The sequence below is a fragment of the Rathayibacter sp. KR2-224 genome (assembly GCF_049446075.1).
Taxonomy (GTDB): domain Bacteria; phylum Actinomycetota; class Actinomycetes; order Actinomycetales; family Microbacteriaceae; genus Humibacter.
The window spans coordinates 163,650-184,654 of record NZ_JBMSEB010000002.1; the positions used below are offsets into that span (position 1 = coordinate 163,650).

The window sequence follows — 21,005 nt, forward strand, 5'->3', positions numbered from 1 at the left end:
AAACGATGTGAGTCCCGCAAGCGTTCGGGGAGAACGCCATGGGCCTCCTATGCCCGATGGCGGTGGATCAACGCTCGAGCGCGCGCTCCAGGTCGGCGATCAGGTCGTCGATCGACTCGATTCCGACCGAGAGGCGCACGATGTTCCCCGGCACCTCCAAGGCGGTTCCGCGAACCGATGCGTGCGTCATCTCGCTCGGGTAGCCGATCAGCGACTCGACGCCGCCGAGCGACTCGGCGAGCTGGAAGACCTCGGTGGACTCGGCGAACCGGCGTGCGGCATCCGCTCCGTCTTTCAGCGCGACCGAGAGCATCCCGCCGAAGCGCGACATCTGGCGGGCCGCCAGCTCGTGGCCCGGGTGCGACGGAAGGCCGGGGTAGTAGACCTGCTCGATGGCCGGATGCTCCGCCAGCCGCTCCGCGATCGCCTGCGCGTTGTCGGAATGCCGCTGCATGCGTACGTCGAGCGTCTTGATGCCACGCACGGTCAGCCACGCCTCCATGGGGGCCAGCACGGCTCCCGCCGCGAACTGCTGGAACGCCAGCTTCTCGGCCAGTTCGCCGTCGCCGAGCACGACCGACCCGCCGATCACATCCGAGTGGCCGCCCAGGTACTTGGTGGTCGAATGCACGACGATGTCGGCGCCGAGGAAGAGCGGCTGCTGCAGCGCCGGCGAGGCGAAGGTGTTGTCCACCACGATGAGCGCACCTGCGGCGTGGCCGAGCTCCGCGAGGGCGGCGATGTCACTGATCTTCATCAGTGGGTTACTCGGCGTCTCGACCCAGAGCAGCTTGGTGCGCTCGGTCTCGAGAGCGGTCCGAACGGCGTCGAGGTCGGCAAGATCGACGGTGGTGTGACGGATGCCCCACTCGCCGTGGATTCGATCGATCAGCCGGTGCGTTCCGCCGTACACATCGTTGCCCAGCACCACGTGGTCCCCTGAGCGGAGGGCGGCGCGCAGGAGGGCATCCTCTGCGGCGAGCCCTGACGCGAACGCGAGCCCGCGGTCACCACCTTCGAGGGCAGCGAGCACGGTCTCGAGCGAGGTGCGCGTGGGGTTGCCCGAGCGCCCGTACTCGTAACCGCCGCGCAGACCGCCGATGCCGTCTTGCACGAACGTCGACGTCTGGTAGATGGGCGGCACGACCGCCCCCGTCGTCGGATCGAATTCCTGCCCGGCATGGATGGCTCGTGTGGCGAATCCGCTCTGGGGGTGTGCTGAGTCAGCGTGGTGTTCGGCGGTCATTGCCGTCTCCCGTTCTCTCGTGGTTCGCCAGAAATGCGCAAGGTGGAAGTGCTTGCCTGATGCAAGGGGGCGCCGATGGGGCGCCTCATCGGCTGAGGAACGCCAGCAGGTCGGCGCGCGTGATCACCGAGACCGGCTTGCCCTCGTCGGTCACAAGCAGCGCGTTCGCCTCTCCGAGCGCTGCGCGTGCCGCCCCGACCGTCTCGTTCGCACCGATCAGGGGCAGCGGTGGCGCTACGAGCGACCCGACGCTATCGGCCATCTTCGCCTGGCCTGCGAAGACCTGGTCGAGCAGCGTGCGCTCGTCGAGCGAGCCGACGACCTCACCGATCACGACGGGCGGCTCTGCGTTCAAGATGGGCAGCTGGCTCACGCCGTACTCCGTCATGATCGCGATGGCGTCGTGCACTGTGTCACTCGGATGCGCGTGCACCAGATCCGGGAGCTCGCCCGATTTCGTGGCGATCACCTCCCGCACCGTGGCTTCGCCCGTGTCGTCGCTGAAGCCGTAGGAGCGCATCCAGGCGTCGTTGAAGATCTTGGCGAGGTAGCCGCGGCCGCCATCCGGCAGCAGAACGACGACGACGTCGTCCGGGCCGAGCTCGCGTGCGGCGCGCAGTGCGGCGACCACAGCCATCCCGCTCGAACCGCCAACGAGCAGACCCTCCTCGCGGGCGAGCCGCCTGGTCATCGCGAACGAGTCGGCGTCGGAGACGGCGATGATCTCGTCGGGGACGGAAGGATCGTAGGCATCCGGCCAAAAGTCCTCGCCGACGCCCTCGACGAGGTACGGCCTTCCAGTGCCGCCCGAGTACACGGATCCCTCCGGGTCGGCGCCGATGATGCGCACGCGCCCCTGAGACGCCTCCTTCAGGTACCGCCCCGTTCCGGTGATCGTTCCGCCGGTGCCGACGCCCGCGACGAAGTGCGTGACGCGGCCGTCGGTGTCGCGCCAGATCTCCGGCCCTGTGGTCTCGTAGTGGCTGCGCGGACCATTGGGGTTCGAGTACTGGTTGGGCTTATACGCCCCTGGGATCTCGCGCACCAGCCGGTCGGAGACGCTGTAGTACGAGTCGGGGGCGTCTGGCGCGACGGCCGTTGGAGTGACCACGATCTCCGCACCGTATGCCGTGAGCACGTTGCGCTTGTCTTCACCGACCTTGTCGGGGAGCACGAAGATGCACCGGTAACCGCGTTGCTGCGCGACCAGCGCCAGTCCGACGCCCGTGTTCCCGCTCGTGGGCTCGACGATCGTGCCGCCCGGCTTCAGCAGCCCATCGCGCTCCGCCGCGTCGATGATGCGCTCGGCGATGCGGTCCTTGCTCGAGCCGCCAGGGTTCAGGTACTCCACCTTCACGAGCACGGTGGCGCGGATGCCGTCCGTCACGCGATTGAGGCGTACGAGGGGCGTGTTGCCGATGAGATCGGTGATGGAGGCGGCGAACTTCATGGTCGTCCTGACTGCTCATAAGGTCGGTCGTGGGTCTTATGCCGCACGCACGCCTCATGGCGGCGCGGCGTCAGTGGCGACAACAGTTCAGGAACACGCGCTCAACGATAGAGCACATCGGCCGCATCTCCCACTCTGCCCTGCCCGGTCACGGCACCGACGTCGCTGGTATCGCCCTTTGATGCACGTGAGCCGACCCCCGCGACTGGCGAGCGGGCATCCCTAGACTGATCCGCATGTCCGTCTCGTCACTCACGAACACGGCGCAGGACTACCTCAAGGTGATCTGGGCCGCCAACGAGTGGGAGTCGGCGCCCGTCACGGTCACGGCTCTCGCGGCACGCATCGGCGTGCGCGCTGCGACCGTGAGCGACGCCATCCGCCGTCTTGCCGAGCAGGGTCTCGTGGTGCACGAGCCGTACGGCGCGGTCGAGCTGACCGCTGCGGGCAGGATGCACGCGCTCGCCATGGTCCGCAGGCACCGCTTGATCGAGACCTTCCTGGTCGAGACGCTCGGGTATCCGTGGGACGAAGTGCACGACGAGGCCGAGGTGCTCGAGCACGCGGTCTCCGACACGCTCGTCGACCGCATCGACGCGGTGCTGGGGCATCCCGTGCGGGATCCGCACGGCGACCCCATCCCGACCGCCGAAGGCGACCCGCGCACCCCGCGCGCCCAGCGCCTGCTCGACGCCGAGGTCAACGAGCGCCTTCGCGTGGTGCGCATCTCGGATGCCGATCCGGCTGTGCTGCGCTACCTGGCCGAGCGGGGCATCCGTTTGGATGCTCGTGCGTCGCTTCTCGAGACACGCTCGTTCGCCGGTGACGTCGTGGTCTCGGTCGACGACGGCGATCCGATGACCATCGGCGTCGTCGCCGCCGACGCGGTGTGGGTGGCGCCGCTCCCGCTGGCCGAGTAGCTCCGAGCACCGCTGGTTGAGTGGCGGCGCAGCCGCGTATCGAAACCTGCCAGCCGCAACCAGCCAGTCGCAACCGCCACCCTCACACCCGCCGAAAATCGGAGATTCGTCGCGACGCGCCGCCGAGCGGCCGAACGGACGCCGGCCCCGCGGCGTGTCTCCGATTTTCGGCGGCACCCAGCCCAGACCCAGCCCCCGTGTCAGCGCACGGCCGCGGCATCCAGCTGTCTTCCGACCGGCGCCTCCTCGGCGGCCGGACGCGGCACGATGGGAACGGCCGCGACGGGCGCGAGGGCCACGACGGCGAACGCGATCGGATACCCGACGAGCGTGATGAGCGCGCCGACGGCCGGCCCCACGATCGAAGCGGCGAGGAACTGACCGGTGTTCTGCGTGCCGAGCGCTCGTCCCGACCAGAACGGCCCGGCAAGCTCCGCCACCGCCGTGTAGGCCAGGCCGTTGTCTGCGACCGTGATCGTCGCGGCGACGATGAGCGCGGACGCCCCCAGCCAGGCAGGCCCTGCTTCGCTGACCGCCAGCACCAGCATCACTCCTGCCGCCGCCCAGGCAACCCAGCGCAGCGGTCGCAACCGGCTGCCCACCCGGTCGGAAAGCACTCCGACCGCAACGCGGCCGAGAGCTCCGACGAACTGCGACACTCCGACGACGATCCCGGCCGAGGTGGCGGCCATGCCGCGGTCCGCCGTGAGCCAGATCAGGCCGAAGATCGAGACCGTGAACTGCGGCACGACGAGAAGCGCCGACGCCAGATGGATGCGCACCAACGTGGCGGTGCCGCGATACGGGTTCGCGGGGCGCGACGGCGCATCCCCTGCCGACCCTGCATGGCGCGGCGGACGCGGCGGGTCGGCGATGATCACGGCGCTGAGCACGGCGAGGACGGCGGTCAGCACGAGCGGCAGCACCATGGCCGCACCCACTCCCCCGGATGCCGCCAGCGGCGGAACAGCGACGGCCGCGAGCGCGACTCCGAGCGGCTGGCACATCTGCCTGATGCCCATGGCCAGCCCGCGGCGCTCCTTGGGAAACCAACCGACGACGACGCGACCACTGGCCGCGTTGGTGCTTGCGGATGCCGCACCGCCGAGCAGCAGGAACCCACCGAGCCCGAGATATCCGGATGCCGTCATCGCCCCGACCGCAGCGAGCGCCGTCAGCGCCATGCCCCCGGCGATCACCCAGCGCTCGCCCACCCGGTCGGTGAGTGCGCCCCACGCGACGAGCGTGAGAACGAGGCCGAGCGTCGGCGCGGATGCCAGCAGTCCGGCTTGCGCGAGAGGAACGCCGCGCTGGGTGTGCAACAGCGGGATGAGGAACGCGGGAGCGGACTGGAAGACGGTTCCCGCCGCCTGGGCCAGAACCGCGGTAGCGAGCATGAGCCACGGCCGAACCGATCCCGTTCGGGGCGTCGAAGCGGGGTGTGCTGGTCGTCTCGGCGCCATGAAGGCCTTCTCCTTTACCGTGTGCCGCGTCGGCGAAACTCCATGCCTGGAGTCCCGGGCCGCGGCCGCGGGCTCGATCGGCCGTGACTCCTGCTCGTTACGGGATACCATAGTGGTATACCAATGCTCTCGCAACAGGAGGCAGTCCCGGTACTCGCACTGGCCATACTGGAGGGACGGCCCAGCCATCCACCTGACGCGCGACCGCGGGAAACGAGCATCCATGCAAGCCGCCTCACAGACAGACCAGGTGTACGACCAGGTGCGGCAGGCGATCCTGTCGCTCGACATCGTGCCAGGGGCGCGGCTGAGCGAGCGCAGTCTCGAGGCGGAATTCGGGGCATCCAGAACGCCGGTCCGCGCAGCCCTGATGCGCTTGCAAGGCGAGGGCCTGGTCGCCCGCGACGGACGAGCCTGGCAGGCGACGCCGATCGATCTCGACGAGGTGACGGCGCTGGCCGAGTATCGAGAGGCGATCGAGGCGGCCGCCGCGAGACTCGCGTGCGAACGGGCATCCGATGCCGACCTCGCCCGCTTCGCCGAGTCGGTCACCGCGCAGAGCACCGAGCCAGACGACGAGCACGCCGGCATGCGGCGCGGCTCGGACTTCCACGAGGGCCTCGCCGCCCTGAGCCGCAACCCGTTCATCGTTCAGGCGGTCGCGGATGCCGTGACCCGCATGGCGAGAGCGCGCTGGCTCGAGATGCGCACCGAGGACGGCAGGGCCGCGGCATGGGACGAGCACGCCGAGATCGTGGACGCCATCGTGCACAGAAATGCGGATGCCGCCGCCGCCGCGATCGCTCACCACACGCAGGCGAACCTCGATCGGCTGCTCGTCTCGATCCGCTCCGATCGCCGTGCTTTCGGCGCACGTGGACTTCGCATCGTCGGGGAATGAAGGGCGGATGGCGTAGCGTCGCTACGTGGAATTGCGGCAGCTCGAACACTTCATCGCCGTCGCCGAGACGAGGCACTTCACCAAGGCCGCACGGTCGCTGAACATCTCGCAATCGGGACTCTCGGCATCGATCAGGGCACTGGAGACCGAACTCGGGACAGAGCTCTTCCTCCGCAGCACCCGCAAAGTGGAACTCACCCACGCGGGCCGTGCGCTGTTCACCGAGTCGGTGCGCACGGTCGCGAGCGCCGCGGCGGCCAAGGAGGCCGTCGCCGCGGTTCGCGAGGTGCTCTCCGGCACGCTGTCGGTCGGGTCCGAGCAGTGCCTGGGTCTCGGCGACCTCCCCGCCGAGCTCGCCGACTTCAGGACCGCGCACCCTGGCGTGCGCGTACGTCTGGGTTTCGCGGGCTCTGCTCGGTTGCTGGATGACGTGGCATCCGGCCGCCTCGACGTCGCGTTGATCGCCGAGTGCGGCGTCAATCCGCTGGGTGTGAGGGTGCGACGGGTTTCGACCGAGCCGTTCACGGTTCTGTGCGGCACAACCCACCCGTGGTCTTCGCGCTCATCCGTCACCCTGCACGACATCGCGACCGAGACCATCGTCGGCTTCCAGAGCGACTGGGGCGCCCAGCTGCTGGTCGGGCGCGCTCTCGCCTCGATCGGGGCCGGCCGCACAGCCGACCTGGAAACCAACGACGTGCATTCCCTACTCGACCTCGTGCAGCACGGCCTGGGAATCGCGGTCGTCCCCGCTCACTTCGCCAAGAAGCGGCCCCAGGCGTTGTCGTCTGTGCCGTTGGACGCGCCCGGTCTCGAGTGGTCGGTGGGAGTGGCGACGCCCGAGGTCGTCGGACCGGCGGCGAGCGCATTCCTCACCCAGCTGGAGGGATCCGACCTCGCGGCGTGAGCGACCCAGTGCGAGTCGCCCGGCGAGGTCGGATCCCTCCGGTGGCGTCGGTCCTTACCAGGCGTAGTCCTCGGGCGCGGTCTTGTATCCGGGGAAGATCTCGTCGAGTCGCGCGAGCGCGGCCTGGTCGAGCTTCAGGTCGAGGGTGCCAAGGATGCTCGTGAGCTGCTCGGGCGTGCGCGGTCCCGTGATCGGGCCGGTCACCGCCGGCTGGTGCAACAGCCACGCCAGGGCGAGCTGCGCGGGCTCGACGCCCAGCTCATCGGCGAGCGCCTCGTATGCCTCCAGCTGCGCCCGGTGCCCCTCGAACGACTGGGCCGAGCGTCCCTCGTTGCGCCGCGAGGCATCCTCCTGCTTCTTGATGATGCCGCCGAGCAGACCGCCTTGCAGCGGCGACCACGGAATGATGCCGAGGCCGTACTGCTGCGCGGCCGGGATCACCTCGCGCTCGAGGTCGCGGACGATCAGGTTGTAGAGCGACTGCTCGCTGACCAGTCCCAGGAAGTGACGGGATGCCGCCGCCTCCTGCGCCTGCGCGATGTGCCAGCCCGCGAAGTTGCTGCTTCCGGCGTAGATCACCTTGCCCTGTTGAACCGCCACCTCGATGGCCTGCCAGATCTCATCCCATGGCGTGTCGCGGTCGACGTGGTGGAACTGGATCAGCTCGACGTGGTCGGTCTGCAGCCGGCGCAGGCTCGCGTCGAGGGAGTTGCGGATGTTCAGTGCCGACAGCTTGCCGCTGTTCGGCCACTTGTTGCCCATGTCGCCGTAGAGCTTGGTCGCCAGCACCGTCTTCTCGCGGCGTCCGCCGCCCTTGGCGAACCAGTTGCCGATGATCTCCTCGGTGTGGCCGGGGTGGTCGGGGCCGCCGTAGCCGTTCGCGGTATCGAAGAAGTTGATGCCCTCGCTCAGGGCCGTGTCCATGATCGCGTGGGCCGTCTGCTCATCCGTCTGGGGGCCGAAGTTCATCGTTCCGAGCACGATGCGAGACACCGTGAGGCCGGTGCGTCCGAGATGCGTGTATTCCATGTGATCAAGCCTGGCGCCCCGTGCACTCATGCGTCCAACGGGAGAATTCGATCGTTTCCTGCGGCTCCGGTTCTGAATAACAGGTCGGATACACCTTGTAAGCGCTTGACGCAAACGCTTACATTTGAGGCCGCCTAGGCCTATCGTTGCCGGACAGCACACGCACCATCACGCTCGAAGAGGAGTGGACATGAGAAGAGCGCGCAAAACGTCTCTACGTCTGGCGGGGGTCGCCGGCGTCGCAGTGATCGGCATGGTCTTGGCCGGCTGCTCAGGGGGAGGAGGCGGTGGCTCGGGCCCCGCTCAGCAGAACCTGGATGGCACGGGGCCCATCACCTACGTTCAGGGCAAGGACAACAGCAACGTGGTTCGCCCGCTGATCGCGAAATGGAATCAGGCGCACCCGAACGAGAAGGTCACGTTCAAGGAGCAGTCCGACCAGGCCGACCAGCAGCACGACGACCTCGTGCAGAACTTCCAGGCCAAGAACGCCAACTACGACGTCGTCGACGTCGACGTGGTCTGGACGGCGGAGTTCGCGGCAAAGGGCTGGCTGCAGCCGCTGACCGGCAAGATGGCGATCGACACGTCGAAGCTGTTGAAGCCGACGGTCGCTACCGCCACCTACAACGGCACGTTGTACGCGGCCCCGCAGACCAGCGACGGTGGGCTGCTCTATTACCGCACAGACCTGGTGAAGACCCCGCCCACCTCGTGGGACGAGATGATGAGCGACTGCTCGATCGCAAAGCAGGCCGGCATCGGATGCTATGCAGGGCAGTTCGCGCAGTACGAGGGCCTCACGGTGAACGCGGCCGAGGCGATCAACACCGCAGGCGGCACGATCGTCGGCAAGGACGGCAAGACGCCGACCGTGAACTCGTCTGAGGCGAAGAAGGGCCTGCAGCGACTCGTCGACGCCTTCAAGGACGGCAACATCCCCGCGGAGGCGATCACCTACCAGGAGGAGCAGGGCAGGCAGGCGTTCGAGTCGGGCAAGCTGCTGTTCCTGCGCAACTGGCCGTACGTGTACAACCTGGCCAAGACCGACGGATCCAGCGTCGTGAAGGACAAGTTCGCGATCGCGCCGCTTCCGGGCAACGGCGACGGCAAGCCCGGCGCATCCAGCCTTGGCGGACACAACGCGGGCATCAGCGTGTACTCGAAGCACAAGAAGACGGCGCACGACTTCGTCGAGTTCCTGCAGAGCGCGGAGACACAGAAGTTCTTCGTGACCCAGGGCTCGCTGTCGCCTGTGCTCGCCTCGCTGTACGACGACGCCAGCCTCAACGCCAAGTTCGGCTACCTGAAGACGCTCAAGACGTCGATCGAGAACGCGGTTCCCCGCCCGGTGACCCCGTTCTACCCGGCGGTGACCAAGGCGATTCAGGACAACGCATACGGCGCACTGAAGGGTGACAAAACCGTCGACAAGGCGCTCAGCGACATGTCCGACGCCATCAAGGCGGCAGGCGCGGGAAGCTAGCCGCGTCATCGGGCCGGCGTCGAGGCATCCGTCTCGCCGCCGGCCCATCCCCACCCATCTCTTTTCTTCGGCTCCGTCCGAGGCGTGCAGTCGCCGCGACGGGGTCATCGGCTCGAAAGCTCATGGAGGCGTGCATGTCAACGGAGACAGCCACCGCCGCGGGGACGGTGCGAACACCGCGACCCGGCAGACAACAGCGCAAGCGCAGTCAGGTGCAATCGGTCGTCTGGCTGATCCTGCCGACGATGGCCCTCCTGGCCGTCGTGATCGGCTACCCGATCGTCAGCGCGATCGTGATGTCGTTCCAGAAGGATCCCGGCCTCGACTCGGCCACCGGCCTGTTCGTACAGGGCGGCTTCGCCGGTTTCCAGAACTACGCGCACTGGCTCCTGCAGCAGTGCTCGTCGTCCACCGGCGCCATCGCGTGCCCGCCAGGTAGCCTGGGTGCCCAGTTCTGGAACGCCGTCGGGGTCACGTTCTTCTTCACGGTGGTCACCGTGATCCTCGAGACGCTGTTCGGGCTCTGGATGGCCATCATCATGAACCGCGCATTCCACGGCCGCGGCATCGTGCGTGCAGCAATCCTCGTGCCGTGGGCCATCCCGACGGCGGTCACCGCGAAGCTCTGGTACTTCATCTTCTCGGCAGCCGGCATCGCCAACGCTCTCGTCGGCCAGCGCATCCTCTGGGTGAGCGGCGAGTGGTCGTCGCGCTGGGCGATCATCATCGCCGACACCTGGAAGACCACGCCGTTCATGGCCCTGCTCATCCTGGCCGGTCTGCAGCTGATCCCTGAGGAGCTGTACGAAGCGGCGAAGGTGGACGGGACCACCACGTTGCAGCGGTTCTGGCGCGTGACGCTACCGCTGCTGAAGCCGGCCCTCATGGTCGCGGTGCTCTTCCGCATCCTCGATGCGTTGCGCATCTACGACCTGCCCGCCATCCTCACGGGAGGCGGCGGCGGAAGCGGCAACGCCACGACCACCCTCTCGATCCTGGTCGTCGATCAGATCAGGCAGGGACCGAACAGCGCATCTGCACTGTCGACCATCACGTTCATCATCATCTTCCTGGTCGCATTCATCTTCGTGCGGTTCCTCGGCGCGAACGTTGTGCGAACTCAGGAGTCCCAGCAGAAGGGCACGCTATGAGCGCCATCGCGGGGCCAGCCACTGCCACGACCGAAGGCGCGGATCTGCGGCGGTCCGGAACCAAGGCGGCGAATAAGACCGGCAGGCGCCGGCGCCGCAATCAGAGCCTCCGCACGGGCATCAGCGCCATCGTCATCGTCATCTGGTGCATCGCCCCGTTCTACTGGATGATCGTCACGTCGTTCCGCGACGTGGGCTTCACCTTCGACAACACGTTCTGGTTCACCCACGTCACGTTCGACAACTACGTCACGGCGCTGTCGACGAACCTCGGCAACCATCTTGGCCTCGCGCTGCTGAACAGCCTGATCATCGGCGCCGCGACCACCATCGTCTGCCTCTTGTTCGGCATCTTCGCCGCCTACGCGCTGGCGCGCCTGGACTTCCGGTTCAAGGGCATCGTGATGGGCATCATCCTCGGCGCCTCGATGTTCCCTGGCGTCGCGCTGCTGACCCCGCTGTTCCAGCTCTTCACGAACTGGGGCTGGATCGGCACGTACCAGGCACTGATTCTGCCGGACATCTCGTTCGCACTGCCGCTGACGGTCTACACGCTCACGTCGTTCTTCCGGGAGATGCCGTGGGATCTCGAGGAGGCCGCACGCATCGACGGCTGCACGTCGGCGCAGGCGTTCCGCAAGATCATCCTGCCGCTGGCCGCTCCCGCGGTCTTCACCACAGCCATCCTCGCGTTCATCGCCAGCTGGAACGAGTACCTCATCGCCAGCCAGCTGACCACCGATGCGACGCAGACGGTCACGGTGGCGATCGCCGGCTTCACCGGCAGCCAGCCACACCAGGAGCCGTACACGGCGGTCATGGCTGCCGGCGTCGTCGTGACGATCCCGCTCGTCATCCTGGTGCTGATCTTCCAGCGCCGCATCGTGGCCGGCCTGACCGCCGGCGGTGTGAAGGGCTGACGCCGGTGCCGCGCATCCGCATGTTGAGCAGCGCGTCGCAACCCGACCCGCGGGAGATCCTCGACCTCTTCATCGGGGGCATCGGGTTCTTCACGGCCGCGTTCTTCGTCATCACCGTGATCTACGAGCTAACGGGGCAGGATGCCCTCGGCTGGGCGATCACCCTGCTCGCGTTCGTCGTGCTGTTCGCACTGCTGCTGGCAGCACGGCACCGCATGACCGAACGGATGCGCCCCGCCGGCGATGACCACTTGGTGCGGCCTCCCACCGAGAACCGCACCGGCACCACCGGCCACTAGGTTCCGCAATGACCGGCATCGATGACGTCGCACGCGCGAGCGGCGTGTCCACGGCCACGGTGTCGCGCGCTCTGCGCGGCTTGCCGAACGTGGCACCGACGACGAGGGAGGCGGTCAGGCGGGCGGCCGACCACCTCGGGTACGTGCCGTCCGCGGGCGCGGCAGGGCTGGCATCCGGTCGCACGCTCGCGATGGGAGCCGTGGTCCCGTCGGTGAGCAGGTGGTTCTATACCTCGGTGCTCGAGGGCATCGACCGTGAGCTGCGCGAGGCGAGCTACGACCTCATCCTGTTCAACCTCGGCGGGCGCGGCGGGGACCGGTCGCGCGTCTTCCACAGGTCGATCCTGCGCAAGCGCACCGATGCGCTCGTGGCGTTGTGCCTCGACTTCAGCGCGGAGGAACGCAGGCAGCTCGCGTCGACCGGGCACCCGACCATCGCGGTGGGCGGACCGGTGCGCGGCATCCGTCACATCGGCATCGACGACCTCGGCGTGGCGGAGGCCGCGACGAGGCACCTCATCGACCTTGGTCACACCGACATCGCCTACCTGGGCGGCGACGACGAGGAAGGACTGAACCCAACTGTGCCGCGGTCGAGGCAGAAGGGGTGGCGCCGGGCGATGGAGGCCGCCGGGCTCGCGGCACGCGACGACCGGGTGCTGCACGGCCGGTTCGACACCGAGGTCAGCCGGCACGCAGTGGACGCCATGCTGGATGCCGCGGACGGGCATCCGACCGCCATCTTCGCCGGCAGCGACGAGATGGCCATGGGGGCCATGCTGTCGCTGTGGGCGCACCGGCTACGCATCCCGGACGACGTCTCCGTGATCGGCGTCGACGGGCATCCGCTTTCCGGCGTGTTCTCGCTGAGCACCTTCGAGCAGGATCCCGCGGCGCAGGGTGCTGCGGCCGCCCGGATGCTGCTGGACGAGTTGGCGGGCAGTGACAAGCGCATGCGGTCGGTACGGCATCCCGTGCGTTTCGTCGACCGCGGCAGCACGGCGCCGCCGCGCTGACACGGCGGCGGAGGGCAGGGCTCAGCTCTGGGGAGCTGGCAGCGGGTCTGGCGGGAGCGCCGCGAAGCTGCGCGGCGGCATGTCTCCGGAGAGTCGGCCCTGCCCACCTGAACCTTGAGGGCCGCGGCCGGCGCTAGCCTGCCGATATGGCATCCTTCAGACTCGATCATGTCGGTGTGGTTGTGCGCGACCTCGAGCGCGTCGTGGACTTCTTCGTCGCGCTCGGGTTCACGCGCGAGGGCTCGTCCGAGGTGAGCGGGGAATGGGTGGACCGCATCATCGGCCTCGGGGATGTGCGAAGCGAGGTGGTGTTCCTCCGCCCGCCTGGCGGCGGTGCGGCGCTCGAGCTGTCTGCGTTCCGCTCCCCCGAAGCGATCGGCGAGGAGGACCTGCCGTCGAACACGGTCGGATACCGCCATCTCAGCTATGAGGTCGACGACCTCGACGCGGTCGTCGCCAACAGCAGGGCCGCCGGCTACGACCTGGTCGGCGAGCTCGTCGACTACGAGGATGTCTACCGCCTCGGCTACCTCCGCGGACCGGAGGGCCTCCTCGTAGAAGTGGCGCAGTCCCTGCGCAGCTGAGTGGTCAGGGAGCCGGCTTCGGTCCGCCCCTGGGGTCTTAGTCGGCGTCGCCGATGGCGATCGCCTCCGCCTCCTGCTCCGCGTTCTCGACGGCGCCGTCCGCCCGACGGAGCGCGCGCCGGCCGAAGACCACGATGAGCGTCGAGATCACGAGCACGGCCGTCCCGAAGAAGAACGGAACGGCAGCACCGAAGGAGTTGCCCAGCGCTGCGGCGACGGGAGGAGCGACGGCGCCACCGATGAAGCGAACACCTGAGTAGGCGGACGACGCCACGGGACGGGGAAGATCTGTCGCCTCCATGGAGCACTCGGTGAGCACGGTGTTGAGGATGCCTAGGAAGATGCCGCCCACGATCACCAGAACGATGATGGCGACGATCGACTTCACGAGCAGGGCGATCAGCAACAGGTCGGCCGCGAGCAGCGGGATGACCATGATGAGCACCGTGGTGCGGCGCAGCCGGTTGGTCAGCGCGGGAGCGAGCCACACGGATGAGATGGCGAGCGCGATTCCCCAACCGGTGAAGATGAGGCCTAGCGGGATGGCGGCATCCAGGCCGAGGTCGGCCAACGCGAACGGTGTGTAGGCCAGCAGCACGAAGAAGCCCATGTTGTAGAACAGCGCTGCTCCGGCCATGACGCCGAGACCGGGGCGGGCGAGGCCGCGGAACGGTGCCGTCAGCTTCGTGGGCGTTGGCTTGGACTCGCTGCCCTTGCGCAGCATGGTCATGATCGCGACGAAGCCGACGGCCATGAGCGTCGCCGTGCCGAAGAACGGTCCACGCCACGACACGTTGCCGAGCAGGCCGCCGAGGAGCGGGCCGAGGGCCATCCCGAGGCCGAGGGCCGCCTCATAGAGGATGATCGCCTGCGAGGCACCGCCGGATGCCGCACCGACGATGGCGGCGAGCGCGGTGGAGATGAACAGCGCGTTGCCGAGTCCCCAGCCTGCCCGGAACCCAATGATCTCCCACACCGAACCGCTCGCGCCGGCGAGCGCCGCGAAGACCACGATGACCGCGAGCCCGATGAGCAGCGTCTTCTTCGTGCCGATGCGGGTGGACAGCCAGCTCGTGAAGAACATGGCGGCACCGGTGATGAGCAGGTAGGTCGTGAAGAGCAGCTCGGTCTGCGACGGGGTGGCTTTCAGGCTTGCCGCGATAGCGGGCAGGATCGGGTCGACGAGACCGATGCCCATGAACGAGACGACGCAGGCGAAGGCCACTGCCCACACGGCGAGCGGCTGCTTCAGGATGCCGCTGCCTCCGGAATGCCCACCGGCGTGCGGGTTGTTCGCTCCACTGCTTCGTGCGGTGGGCGTGGCATCCGCCCGGTTCTTGGCGGCGCCGACCGTGGGCTGTGCGATGGAGTTCGTGTCGGGGATGTCGGTCTGGGTCATCGAGATCAGTCGTTCGTCTTTCCTGAGAGGGGGTTTGCTGAGGCGGATGCCTCCGCCAGCCGGGGAAGCAGCAGCTCGAGGGCACGCTGCATGGTGCGGCGATCGTCGTCGGACAGGTCCTGGAAGTACGGCAGCAGGGCGCTCGCAAGGTTGTTGCGCCACTCCACGAGCTGGATGATGCCCTTCGCGGAAATGCCGATCTGCCATGCCCTGGCATCGTCGGCGTCTGCGATGCGCTTCACCCATTCGCGTTCGACGAGGCCGGCCACGATCTTGGTCATCGTCGGCTGGGCGACGTGACTCAGGGCGGCGAGTTCGCCGAGGCGCATCGGGCCGGACTGCTGAAGCACGGCGAGCGTGCGCCACGTGGCTGGGCCTTCTGGCCCACCGGAGAGACGGTGGGCCAGTCGGGTGAGTCGGCCAGAGAGCTGCACGTAGTCGCTCAGAAGGTATCGCAGTTCAGCGTCGCTGCCCGTGTCGTCCCTGAAGGGAAGAGAGATCGGTTCGGTAAGCATGAAACTATTATATATAGCTTAGCTATATATCTCAAGCCGGGCGCCTCCGCGGCGTCGCCTCCGCTTCCGCCCAGTCGAGTCCCGCTTCTGCTCTGCCGCGCCCCGGGGCGGCCGAGCCCCGTACCGGACCGCCGAGCCTCGACCGGCGGCCACGCCCCGGCGGCGGCCGCTCTGAAAACAGCAGTGATCACGCTCTCGCGCCGAGAACAGCAGGAATCCTGCTGTTCTCGGGCACTTCTGCTGTTTTCGGCGGGAGCTGCCGGGTGGGGTCAGTATCGGCTCTCAGCGGCCGCTGAGGCCGGCGGTTCGCCACCAAACACGACACGTTTTCAGGACATGCGGAAGGCGGGTGACATAGCGCCCGCGGATGAGGCCATGTCCTGAAATCGTGGGTGTTTGTGTGGGTGGGGGAACCTCAGCCGACGCGGTCCTGCGGACGAGACGGGCGGGATGGGCCGGATCGGGTGACGCAACGCGGGCAACGGCACCACCGGGTCGCGGGGTGCGGCGCTTCGGACACGACGAAGGGCGCCACCCCTGATGGGATGACGCCCTCGCTGCGGTTCTGCACGCCATAAGGCCTGCGGAACGATGCCCCTACCGGGGCGGGAACTACTTGAGCGTGACGGTCGCGCCGGCCTCTTCGAGGGCAGCCTTCGCCTTCTCGGCGGTCTCCTTGTTCGCGCCCTCGAGCACGGCCTTCGGAGCACCGTCGACGACGGCCTTCGCCTCGCCAAGGCCGAGCGAGGTCAGCTCGCGCACGACCTTGATGACCTGGATCTTCTTCTCGCCAGCGGCCTCGAGAACGACATCGAACGAGTCCTTCTCCTCGACCTCTTCGGCACCGGCACCTGCGCCACCGGCGGCCGGCGCGGCAGCGACGGCGACGGGAGCGGCGGCGGTGACCTCGAAGGTCTCCTCGAACGCCTTGACGAACTCCGACAGCTCGATGAGCGTCAGACCCTTGAACTGCTCGAGCAGCTCCTCGGTGGACAGCTTGTCAGCCATTTTCTTCTCCTTGGTTTCTACGTGTACTCACCGCGGCGAGCATCCTTCACCCCGAATGGGCGGTGGATGCCTACGCTGCGGACTCCTGCTTCTCACGCAGCGCGTCGACCGTGCGGACGGCCTTCGACAGCGGCGCGTTGAACAGATATGCGGCTCCGAACAGCGAGGCCTTGAAGGCGCCGGCCAGCTTGGCCAGCAGCACCTCACGGGACTCGAGGTCGGCGAGCTTGCCTACCTCTTCGGCGGTAAGGGGGCTGCCATCGAAGTAGCCGCCCTTGACGACGAGAAGGGGGTTCGCCTTGGCGAAGTCACGCAGACCCTTTGCGACGTTCACGGGGTCACCGTGCACGAAGGCGATCGCGGACGGTCCGGCGAGCTCGTCGTCGAACGTCGAGATGCCGGCGTTGTTCGCCGCGATCTTGGTCAGCGTGTTCTTCACCACGGCGTAGGTCGCGTCTGCACTGATGGACCTGCGGAGCTCCTTGAGCTTCGCAACAGACAGACCGCGATACTCGGTCAGCAGAACGGCGGTCGAGCTCTTGAACTTCTCTTCGAGCTCGGCAACCGTGGCTTCCTTGTTCGCCATGGCCACTCCTCTTACATACGAGACGCGCTGCGGATGCTGCGCGTCGCCTTCGCACCGGCCGGAAATGAAAAAAGCTCCGTGCGCAGGCACGGAGCGTGTCGAACGGCAGCGAAATGCTGCCATCTTCTCGTTCTCGCCTGCGCGGGCCGTCTCGGTTCGGGCGGCACATTTCGGTGCTGTCCGGCTCGAGAACCTTCGATCGACGTGCTGGCACGCCGATGACCGGCGGTCTTGGGCATCCACAATCGTACGCGACGGCGAACGGATGCCCAAATCGAGGTCGCAGACATCCGCGTGCGTCGCTCCGCACGACACCGCGCGGTGACAGGCATCCATCGACGCTCTTCCGAAAATCGGAGATTCGCGCCGACGCGCGGGCTGGCCGCGACGCTCGTCGGCGGGTCGCGACGAATCTCCGATTTTCGGCAGGGCTTGGCAGGGCTCGGCAGGGCTTGGCAGGGTTTGGCAGGGCTTCCAGGGCTTGGCAGGGCTTTGCGGATGCTCCGCGGATGCTCGGCCGCAGGTCAGCAGCGGCTACACGTGGTTGCGCCAGGAGTGCTGCGGCTCATAGCCGAGCAGGCGGCGCGCCTTGCCGATCGAGAGCAGAGTGTCGTGCGTTCCCAGGTCGCCGTGCACGGGCACGTTGGGGAACTCCGCAGCCGCCAGCTCGGCATTCGGCCGATCGGACACCGTGTCGGCGGCGGCGATGATGAACACCTCGAAACCGGTCAGCTCGGCCTCCAGCGCTTTGAGGATCGCCTGCGAGCCGTCGCGCGCGTCGATGTAGCCCCACGCATTCCAGCGGCGGTTCTTGGTGTCCGAGTCGTACCCGGGGAACGCCGCGTAGTCCTCGGGGTCCATGACGTTGGAGAAGCGCAGGCCGATGATCTTCAGCTCCGGATCCCACCTGGTGAGCTGCCTCGCCATGGTCTCCTCGAGGTGCTTCACGAGCGAGTAGGTGGACTCGGGGCGCCCCGGATACTCCTCGTCGATCGGAAGATACGGCGGATCCTCGTCGAAGGGCAGGCCGAGCACCGTCTCGCTCGACGCGTAGACGATGTTGCTGATACCGAGCGTGCGCGCCGCCTGGAAGACGTGGTACGTGCTCAGGATGTTGTTCTCGAACGTGGCCACATCGCTGCGGATGCCTGGCGCAGGGATTGCGCCAAGGTGAACGATCGCGTCGTACCCGGTCTGCCTCACGCCCTCGTGAACACCGGCGAGGGCGTCGATGACCTGGCCGTAGTCCGTGAGGTCGACCTGCAGATAGCCCGGCCCGCGCGGGCCGACGACATCGAAGGAGGTGACGTCGTGACCGGCTTCGCGGAGCATCCGCACGGCCGTTCGTCCAAGTTTTCCTGATCCACCGGTGAGAGCAATGCGCATGATCGCCAGTTTGGCATCACGTGCCGCGTTTGCGTGTGGCCGCCTCGTCGTCGTGCGCCTCGGCCTGCGCTGCATCGGCCCCAGGCGCTTCGGCGTCGTGCTCGGCGAGTGGGAGCGGCTCCTCCTGGGTGACGGAGACGGCGCCATCGGAGGCGGCGTCAAGGCCGCCACCCGTTGCGGCATTGGCCGACTCGTCCACCGGCAGTCTCACCGTGAACCGGGTGCGTCCCGGCTCGCTCTCCACATCGACGGTTCCGCCCTGGGCCCCGACGACAGCACGCACGATCGCCAGACCCAGGCCGGTCGACCCGGTGTGCCGTGAACGCGACGAGTCTCCCCTGGCGAATCGTTCGAACAGCACCGGCTGCAGATCATCGGGAATGCCCGGTCCGTCATCGGTAACGGTGACGACCGCGAAGGAGCGGTCCGCGCTCTTTTCGACGCTCAACTCGGTGGACACGCTCGTTCCCTCCGGGGTGTGCACCCTGGCGTTCGTGAGCAGGTTGGCGATCACCTCGTAGAGCCGTGGCGCGTCTCCGAGCACCGACACCGGCTCCGGCGGCAAGTCGACCGTCCACGTGTGGTCGCGGCCGGCGGCATGTGCGTCTGACACTGCGTCGATCACCAACCGCGACAGGTCGACGGGTTCGTGGTCGAGTTCCCTGCCCTCGTCGAGCCGGGCGAGCAGCAGCAGGTCTTCGACGAGCGCCGTCATGCGCTCGGCCTCCGACTCGATGCGTCCGATGGCCCGAACGGTGTCCGGCGGTAGTTGCTCAGGGGCGCGTCGCGTGAGCTCTGCGTAGCCGCGGATGGACGCGAGCGGCGTTCGCAGCTCGTGCGAGGCATCCGCCACGAACTGCCGAACCTTGTTCTCGCTCGCCTGTCTGGCCGAGAGAGCGGATGCCACGTGCCCCAGCATGTTGTTGAAGGCGGCCCCCAGCCTGCCCACCTCGGTGCGTGGGTCGGTGTCTTCGGTCGGCACACGCACCGCGAGGGCCACCTCGCCCCGCTCGAGCGGTAGCCGGGAGACGGCTGTGGCCGTCGCTGCGACGCGTCCGAGCGGGCGCAGCGCGAGCACCACGATGAGCAGACCGACTCCGCCGGCGGCCGCGATGGCGACCACAGTGACGAGAAGGATGATCGTGAGCAGTTGGGTCGTTGTGGCGTTCACATCGGCGAGCGGAAGGCCAACGACGAGCTCCGCCGACTGCGGCAGAGCGACGGCCACGAGCCGGTACTGGCCGAGTGTTCCGCCGAGGTCTACGGACGTCGCGGTGCCGTTCGTCGGGACGGCCGCGATCTTGGTGCTCGCGTCGGGCGACGCGGTCTGCGGGGTGGCTGCCTGGTCACCGCTCAGATACATGGAATAGGTGTGTCCGTCTGAGGTGATGAGCGCCGCGACGGTGCCGGGCGAAAGCCCGCGTGAGTCGAGCACCTGCCGAAGAAGGTCGTCGGCCGCGACACCGCCCGGAGCGCCGATCGCCTGCAACGCGGTCAGCTCGCCTCTGCTCGCGGCGTTACCCAGTTGCGCGTCAAGGCGCTCGACCAGGTACCGCTGCAGGAACAGGGCGCTGACCAGGCTGATCACGACGCCGAGCACCGCGACGAGCGCGACGACGGAGAGCACGAGCTTCGTGCGCAGCGTCGTATGGCGAAGCGGATGCAACGCGGCGCGCAACCACGCACGCCCGGTCCTTCGGCCCCGCCCCGTCCCCTGCCGTGGCTCCGGATGCGGCGTACCTGGCGCAGCCGTGGTCGCGGCATAGGGGTTCGCGGTACCCGCTTCGGAACTCGTGCTCACGTTCCGCTCACTCTCGCCCTGAGAGACGTCGACGGAGGGTCACTCCGCGGCCTTGATCATGTACCCGGCGCCACGGACCGTGTGGATCATCGCCGGCCGCCCTGCGTCGATCTTCTTGCGCAGATAGGAGATGTACAGCTCGACGACGCTGGAGGTGCCGCCGAAGTCGTAGCTCCATACGCGGTCGAGGATCTGCGCCTTCGAGAGCACGCGGCGCGGGTTACGCATGAGATAGCGCAGCAGTTCGAACTCCGTCGCGGTCAGCGAAATGGGCTCACCTGCCCTCGTCACCTCGTACGAATCCTCGTCGAGCACGAGGTCGCCGACCACGATGCGCGGATCCTGCGTGTCGGCGATGAGCGCGCGCGACCTTCGCAGCAGCGAACGCAGCCTGGCGACGAGCTCCTCCAAGCTGAACGGCTTGGTCACGTAGTCGTCGCCGCCTGCGGTGAGGCCCGCGATGCGGTCGTCGAGCGAGTCCTTCGCGGTGAGGAAGAGCACGGGGGTCTCGCCGCCGCCCTCACGCATCCTCGCCATCACCTGGAGCCCGTCGATGTCGGGAAGCATGATGTCGAGCACGACGGCGTCCGGCTTGAACTCGCGTGCGACGGTGAGGGCCTGCTGACCATTGGCGGCAGACTTCACCTCCCAGCCCTCATAGCGCAGGGCCATCTGGAGCAGATCGGTGAGGGTGTGCTCGTCGTCGACGACGAGGATCCGGATCGGCGAGCCGTCCGCGTGATGCAGGGGTGCCGTCGTGGGGCGGAGTTGGCCGCGCTCGGACGCGGCGGTGACTGGGGTGGACATGCTTCCCATTATCGAAAGCCCGGTTCGGGCCTCCTGTGCGCTACTTATGCGAAGTCTGAGAAACGCCCATCCGGCTCTCATGCGGGAACGTCGGTGACCAGAAGCGTTCCGAGGTCACCGGTCGCTGCGGC

Annotated in this window: 20 protein-coding genes; 9 read left to right on the forward strand and 11 right to left on the reverse strand. The window is 67.8% G+C overall.

What is annotated here, in order from left to right:
• Positions 1–67 precede the first annotated feature (67 nt).
• Together ACO2Q7_RS13070 and ACO2Q7_RS13075 are read right to left on the reverse strand one after the other, a co-directional pair.
• Positions 68–1,246 carry a cystathionine gamma-synthase gene (locus ACO2Q7_RS13070; RefSeq protein ID WP_423356140.1) on the reverse strand — a complete coding sequence of 393 codons (1,179 nt, stop codon included), beginning with the start codon at positions 1,244–1,246 and terminating at the stop codon, positions 68–70.
• 85 nt (positions 1,247–1,331) lie between these two features.
• Positions 1,332–2,696 carry a cystathionine beta-synthase gene (locus tag ACO2Q7_RS13075; protein WP_423356141.1) on the reverse strand — a complete coding sequence of 455 codons (1,365 nt, stop codon included), beginning with the start codon at positions 2,694–2,696 and terminating at the stop codon, positions 1,332–1,334.
• A 236-nt stretch (positions 2,697–2,932) separates the two neighbouring features.
• On the opposite strand from ACO2Q7_RS13075, the gene ACO2Q7_RS13080 reads away from it, so the two are divergent.
• The gene (locus ACO2Q7_RS13080; protein ID WP_423356142.1) at positions 2,933–3,616 is read left to right on the forward strand and encodes a metal-dependent transcriptional regulator; all 684 of its coding nucleotides are present in this window, start codon (positions 2,933–2,935) and stop codon (positions 3,614–3,616) included.
• Positions 3,617–3,816: 200 nt separating this feature from the next.
• Here the strand turns inward: ACO2Q7_RS13080 and ACO2Q7_RS13085 are convergent, their stop codons facing one another.
• Positions 3,817–5,079, reverse strand: coding sequence for an MFS transporter (locus tag ACO2Q7_RS13085; RefSeq protein ID WP_423356143.1), 1,263 nt, complete (start codon positions 5,077–5,079; stop codon positions 3,817–3,819).
• 223 nt (positions 5,080–5,302) lie between these two features.
• Here ACO2Q7_RS13085 and ACO2Q7_RS13090 point away from each other — a divergent pair, with 223 nt between their 5' ends.
• Both ACO2Q7_RS13090 and ACO2Q7_RS13095 read left to right on the forward strand, forming a co-directional pair.
• Positions 5,303–5,980 carry a GntR family transcriptional regulator gene (locus ACO2Q7_RS13090; RefSeq protein ID WP_423356144.1) on the forward strand — a complete coding sequence of 226 codons (678 nt, stop codon included), beginning with the start codon at positions 5,303–5,305 and terminating at the stop codon, positions 5,978–5,980.
• Positions 5,981–6,005: 25 nt separating this feature from the next.
• Positions 6,006–6,887, forward strand: a complete 882-nt coding sequence (locus tag ACO2Q7_RS13095) for a LysR family transcriptional regulator (protein WP_423356145.1) — start codon at positions 6,006–6,008, stop codon at positions 6,885–6,887.
• A gap of 54 nt (positions 6,888–6,941) precedes the next feature.
• Here the strand turns inward: ACO2Q7_RS13095 and ACO2Q7_RS13100 are convergent, their stop codons facing one another.
• Positions 6,942–7,916 (reverse strand): aldo/keto reductase, encoded by a 975-nt coding sequence (locus tag ACO2Q7_RS13100; protein WP_423356146.1) that lies wholly within the window; start codon positions 7,914–7,916, stop codon positions 6,942–6,944.
• Positions 7,917–8,106: 190 nt separating this feature from the next.
• Here ACO2Q7_RS13100 and ACO2Q7_RS13105 point away from each other — a divergent pair, with 190 nt between their 5' ends.
• From ACO2Q7_RS13105 to ACO2Q7_RS13130, 6 genes are all read left to right on the forward strand, one after another.
• The gene (locus ACO2Q7_RS13105) at positions 8,107–9,402 is read left to right on the forward strand and encodes an ABC transporter substrate-binding protein (protein ID WP_423356147.1); all 1,296 of its coding nucleotides are present in this window, start codon (positions 8,107–8,109) and stop codon (positions 9,400–9,402) included.
• 134 nt (positions 9,403–9,536) lie between these two features.
• On the forward strand, positions 9,537–10,553 hold the full coding sequence (locus ACO2Q7_RS13110) for a carbohydrate ABC transporter permease (RefSeq protein ID WP_423356148.1): 1,017 nt from the start codon (positions 9,537–9,539) through the stop codon (positions 10,551–10,553).
• Positions 10,550–11,473 (forward strand): carbohydrate ABC transporter permease, encoded by a 924-nt coding sequence (locus ACO2Q7_RS13115; protein WP_423356149.1) that lies wholly within the window; start codon positions 10,550–10,552, stop codon positions 11,471–11,473. The genes ACO2Q7_RS13110 and ACO2Q7_RS13115 overlap by 4 nt, the downstream gene beginning before the upstream one ends.
• 5 nt (positions 11,474–11,478) lie before the next feature.
• On the forward strand, positions 11,479–11,772 hold the full coding sequence (locus ACO2Q7_RS13120) for a hypothetical protein (protein WP_423356150.1): 294 nt from the start codon (positions 11,479–11,481) through the stop codon (positions 11,770–11,772).
• A gap of 8 nt (positions 11,773–11,780) precedes the next feature.
• Entirely contained in the window at positions 11,781–12,788 is a 1,008-nt protein-coding gene (locus ACO2Q7_RS13125; protein WP_423356151.1) for a LacI family DNA-binding transcriptional regulator, read from the forward strand.
• 146 nt (positions 12,789–12,934) lie between these two features.
• Positions 12,935–13,372 carry a VOC family protein gene (locus ACO2Q7_RS13130; RefSeq protein ID WP_423356152.1) on the forward strand — a complete coding sequence of 146 codons (438 nt, stop codon included), beginning with the start codon at positions 12,935–12,937 and terminating at the stop codon, positions 13,370–13,372.
• Positions 13,373–13,409: 37 nt separating this feature from the next.
• Here the strand turns inward: ACO2Q7_RS13130 and ACO2Q7_RS13135 are convergent, their stop codons facing one another.
• The 7 genes from ACO2Q7_RS13135 to ACO2Q7_RS13165 form a co-directional block, all read right to left on the reverse strand.
• Positions 13,410–14,771: an MFS transporter gene (locus ACO2Q7_RS13135; protein ID WP_423356153.1), complete on the reverse strand. Its 1,362-nt coding sequence runs from the start codon at positions 14,769–14,771 to the stop codon at positions 13,410–13,412.
• A 5-nt stretch (positions 14,772–14,776) separates the two neighbouring features.
• Positions 14,777–15,286, reverse strand: a complete 510-nt coding sequence (locus tag ACO2Q7_RS13140; protein WP_423356154.1) for a MarR family winged helix-turn-helix transcriptional regulator — start codon at positions 15,284–15,286, stop codon at positions 14,777–14,779.
• A 612-nt stretch (positions 15,287–15,898) separates the two neighbouring features.
• Entirely contained in the window at positions 15,899–16,294 is a 396-nt protein-coding gene (rplL, locus tag ACO2Q7_RS13145; RefSeq protein WP_423356155.1) for a 50S ribosomal protein L7/L12, read from the reverse strand.
• A gap of 70 nt (positions 16,295–16,364) precedes the next feature.
• On the reverse strand, positions 16,365–16,880 hold the full coding sequence (gene rplJ, locus ACO2Q7_RS13150; protein WP_423356156.1) for a 50S ribosomal protein L10: 516 nt from the start codon (positions 16,878–16,880) through the stop codon (positions 16,365–16,367).
• A gap of 534 nt (positions 16,881–17,414) precedes the next feature.
• On the reverse strand, positions 17,415–18,266 hold the full coding sequence (locus ACO2Q7_RS13155) for an NAD-dependent epimerase/dehydratase family protein (RefSeq protein WP_423356157.1): 852 nt from the start codon (positions 18,264–18,266) through the stop codon (positions 17,415–17,417).
• 16 nt (positions 18,267–18,282) lie between these two features.
• On the reverse strand, positions 18,283–20,067 hold the full coding sequence (locus ACO2Q7_RS13160) for a sensor histidine kinase (protein ID WP_423356158.1): 1,785 nt from the start codon (positions 20,065–20,067) through the stop codon (positions 18,283–18,285).
• A gap of 39 nt (positions 20,068–20,106) precedes the next feature.
• Positions 20,107–20,874, reverse strand: coding sequence for a response regulator transcription factor (locus ACO2Q7_RS13165; protein WP_423356159.1), 768 nt, complete (start codon positions 20,872–20,874; stop codon positions 20,107–20,109).
• Between the last annotated feature and the right edge of the window lie 131 nt (positions 20,875–21,005).

Coding starts and splice junctions, on each gene's coding strand:
- ACO2Q7_RS13070 (WP_423356140.1), bottom strand. CDS start 1,246: ATGACCGCCGAACACCACGCTGACTCAGCACACCCCCAGAGCGGATTC.
- ACO2Q7_RS13075 (WP_423356141.1), bottom strand. CDS start 2,696: ATGAAGTTCGCCGCCTCCATCACCGATCTCATCGGCAACACGCCCCTC.
- ACO2Q7_RS13080 (WP_423356142.1), top strand. CDS start 2,933: ATGTCCGTCTCGTCACTCACGAACACGGCGCAGGACTACCTCAAGGTG.
- ACO2Q7_RS13085 (WP_423356143.1), bottom strand. CDS start 5,079: ATGGCGCCGAGACGACCAGCACACCCCGCTTCGACGCCCCGAACGGGA.
- ACO2Q7_RS13090 (WP_423356144.1), top strand. CDS start 5,303: ATGCAAGCCGCCTCACAGACAGACCAGGTGTACGACCAGGTGCGGCAG.
- ACO2Q7_RS13100 (WP_423356146.1), bottom strand. CDS start 7,916: ATGGAATACACGCATCTCGGACGCACCGGCCTCACGGTGTCTCGCATC.
- ACO2Q7_RS13105 (WP_423356147.1), top strand. CDS start 8,107: ATGAGAAGAGCGCGCAAAACGTCTCTACGTCTGGCGGGGGTCGCCGGC.
- ACO2Q7_RS13110 (WP_423356148.1), top strand. CDS start 9,537: ATGTCAACGGAGACAGCCACCGCCGCGGGGACGGTGCGAACACCGCGA.
- ACO2Q7_RS13115 (WP_423356149.1), top strand. CDS start 10,550: ATGAGCGCCATCGCGGGGCCAGCCACTGCCACGACCGAAGGCGCGGAT.
- ACO2Q7_RS13125 (WP_423356151.1), top strand. CDS start 11,781: ATGACCGGCATCGATGACGTCGCACGCGCGAGCGGCGTGTCCACGGCC.
- ACO2Q7_RS13130 (WP_423356152.1), top strand. CDS start 12,935: ATGGCATCCTTCAGACTCGATCATGTCGGTGTGGTTGTGCGCGACCTC.
- ACO2Q7_RS13135 (WP_423356153.1), bottom strand. CDS start 14,771: ATGACCCAGACCGACATCCCCGACACGAACTCCATCGCACAGCCCACG.
- ACO2Q7_RS13140 (WP_423356154.1), bottom strand. CDS start 15,286: ATGCTTACCGAACCGATCTCTCTTCCCTTCAGGGACGACACGGGCAGC.
- rplL (WP_423356155.1), bottom strand. CDS start 16,294: ATGGCTGACAAGCTGTCCACCGAGGAGCTGCTCGAGCAGTTCAAGGGT.
- rplJ (WP_423356156.1), bottom strand. CDS start 16,880: ATGGCGAACAAGGAAGCCACGGTTGCCGAGCTCGAAGAGAAGTTCAAG.
- ACO2Q7_RS13155 (WP_423356157.1), bottom strand. CDS start 18,266: ATGCGCATTGCTCTCACCGGTGGATCAGGAAAACTTGGACGAACGGCC.
- ACO2Q7_RS13165 (WP_423356159.1), bottom strand. CDS start 20,874: ATGTCCACCCCAGTCACCGCCGCGTCCGAGCGCGGCCAACTCCGCCCC.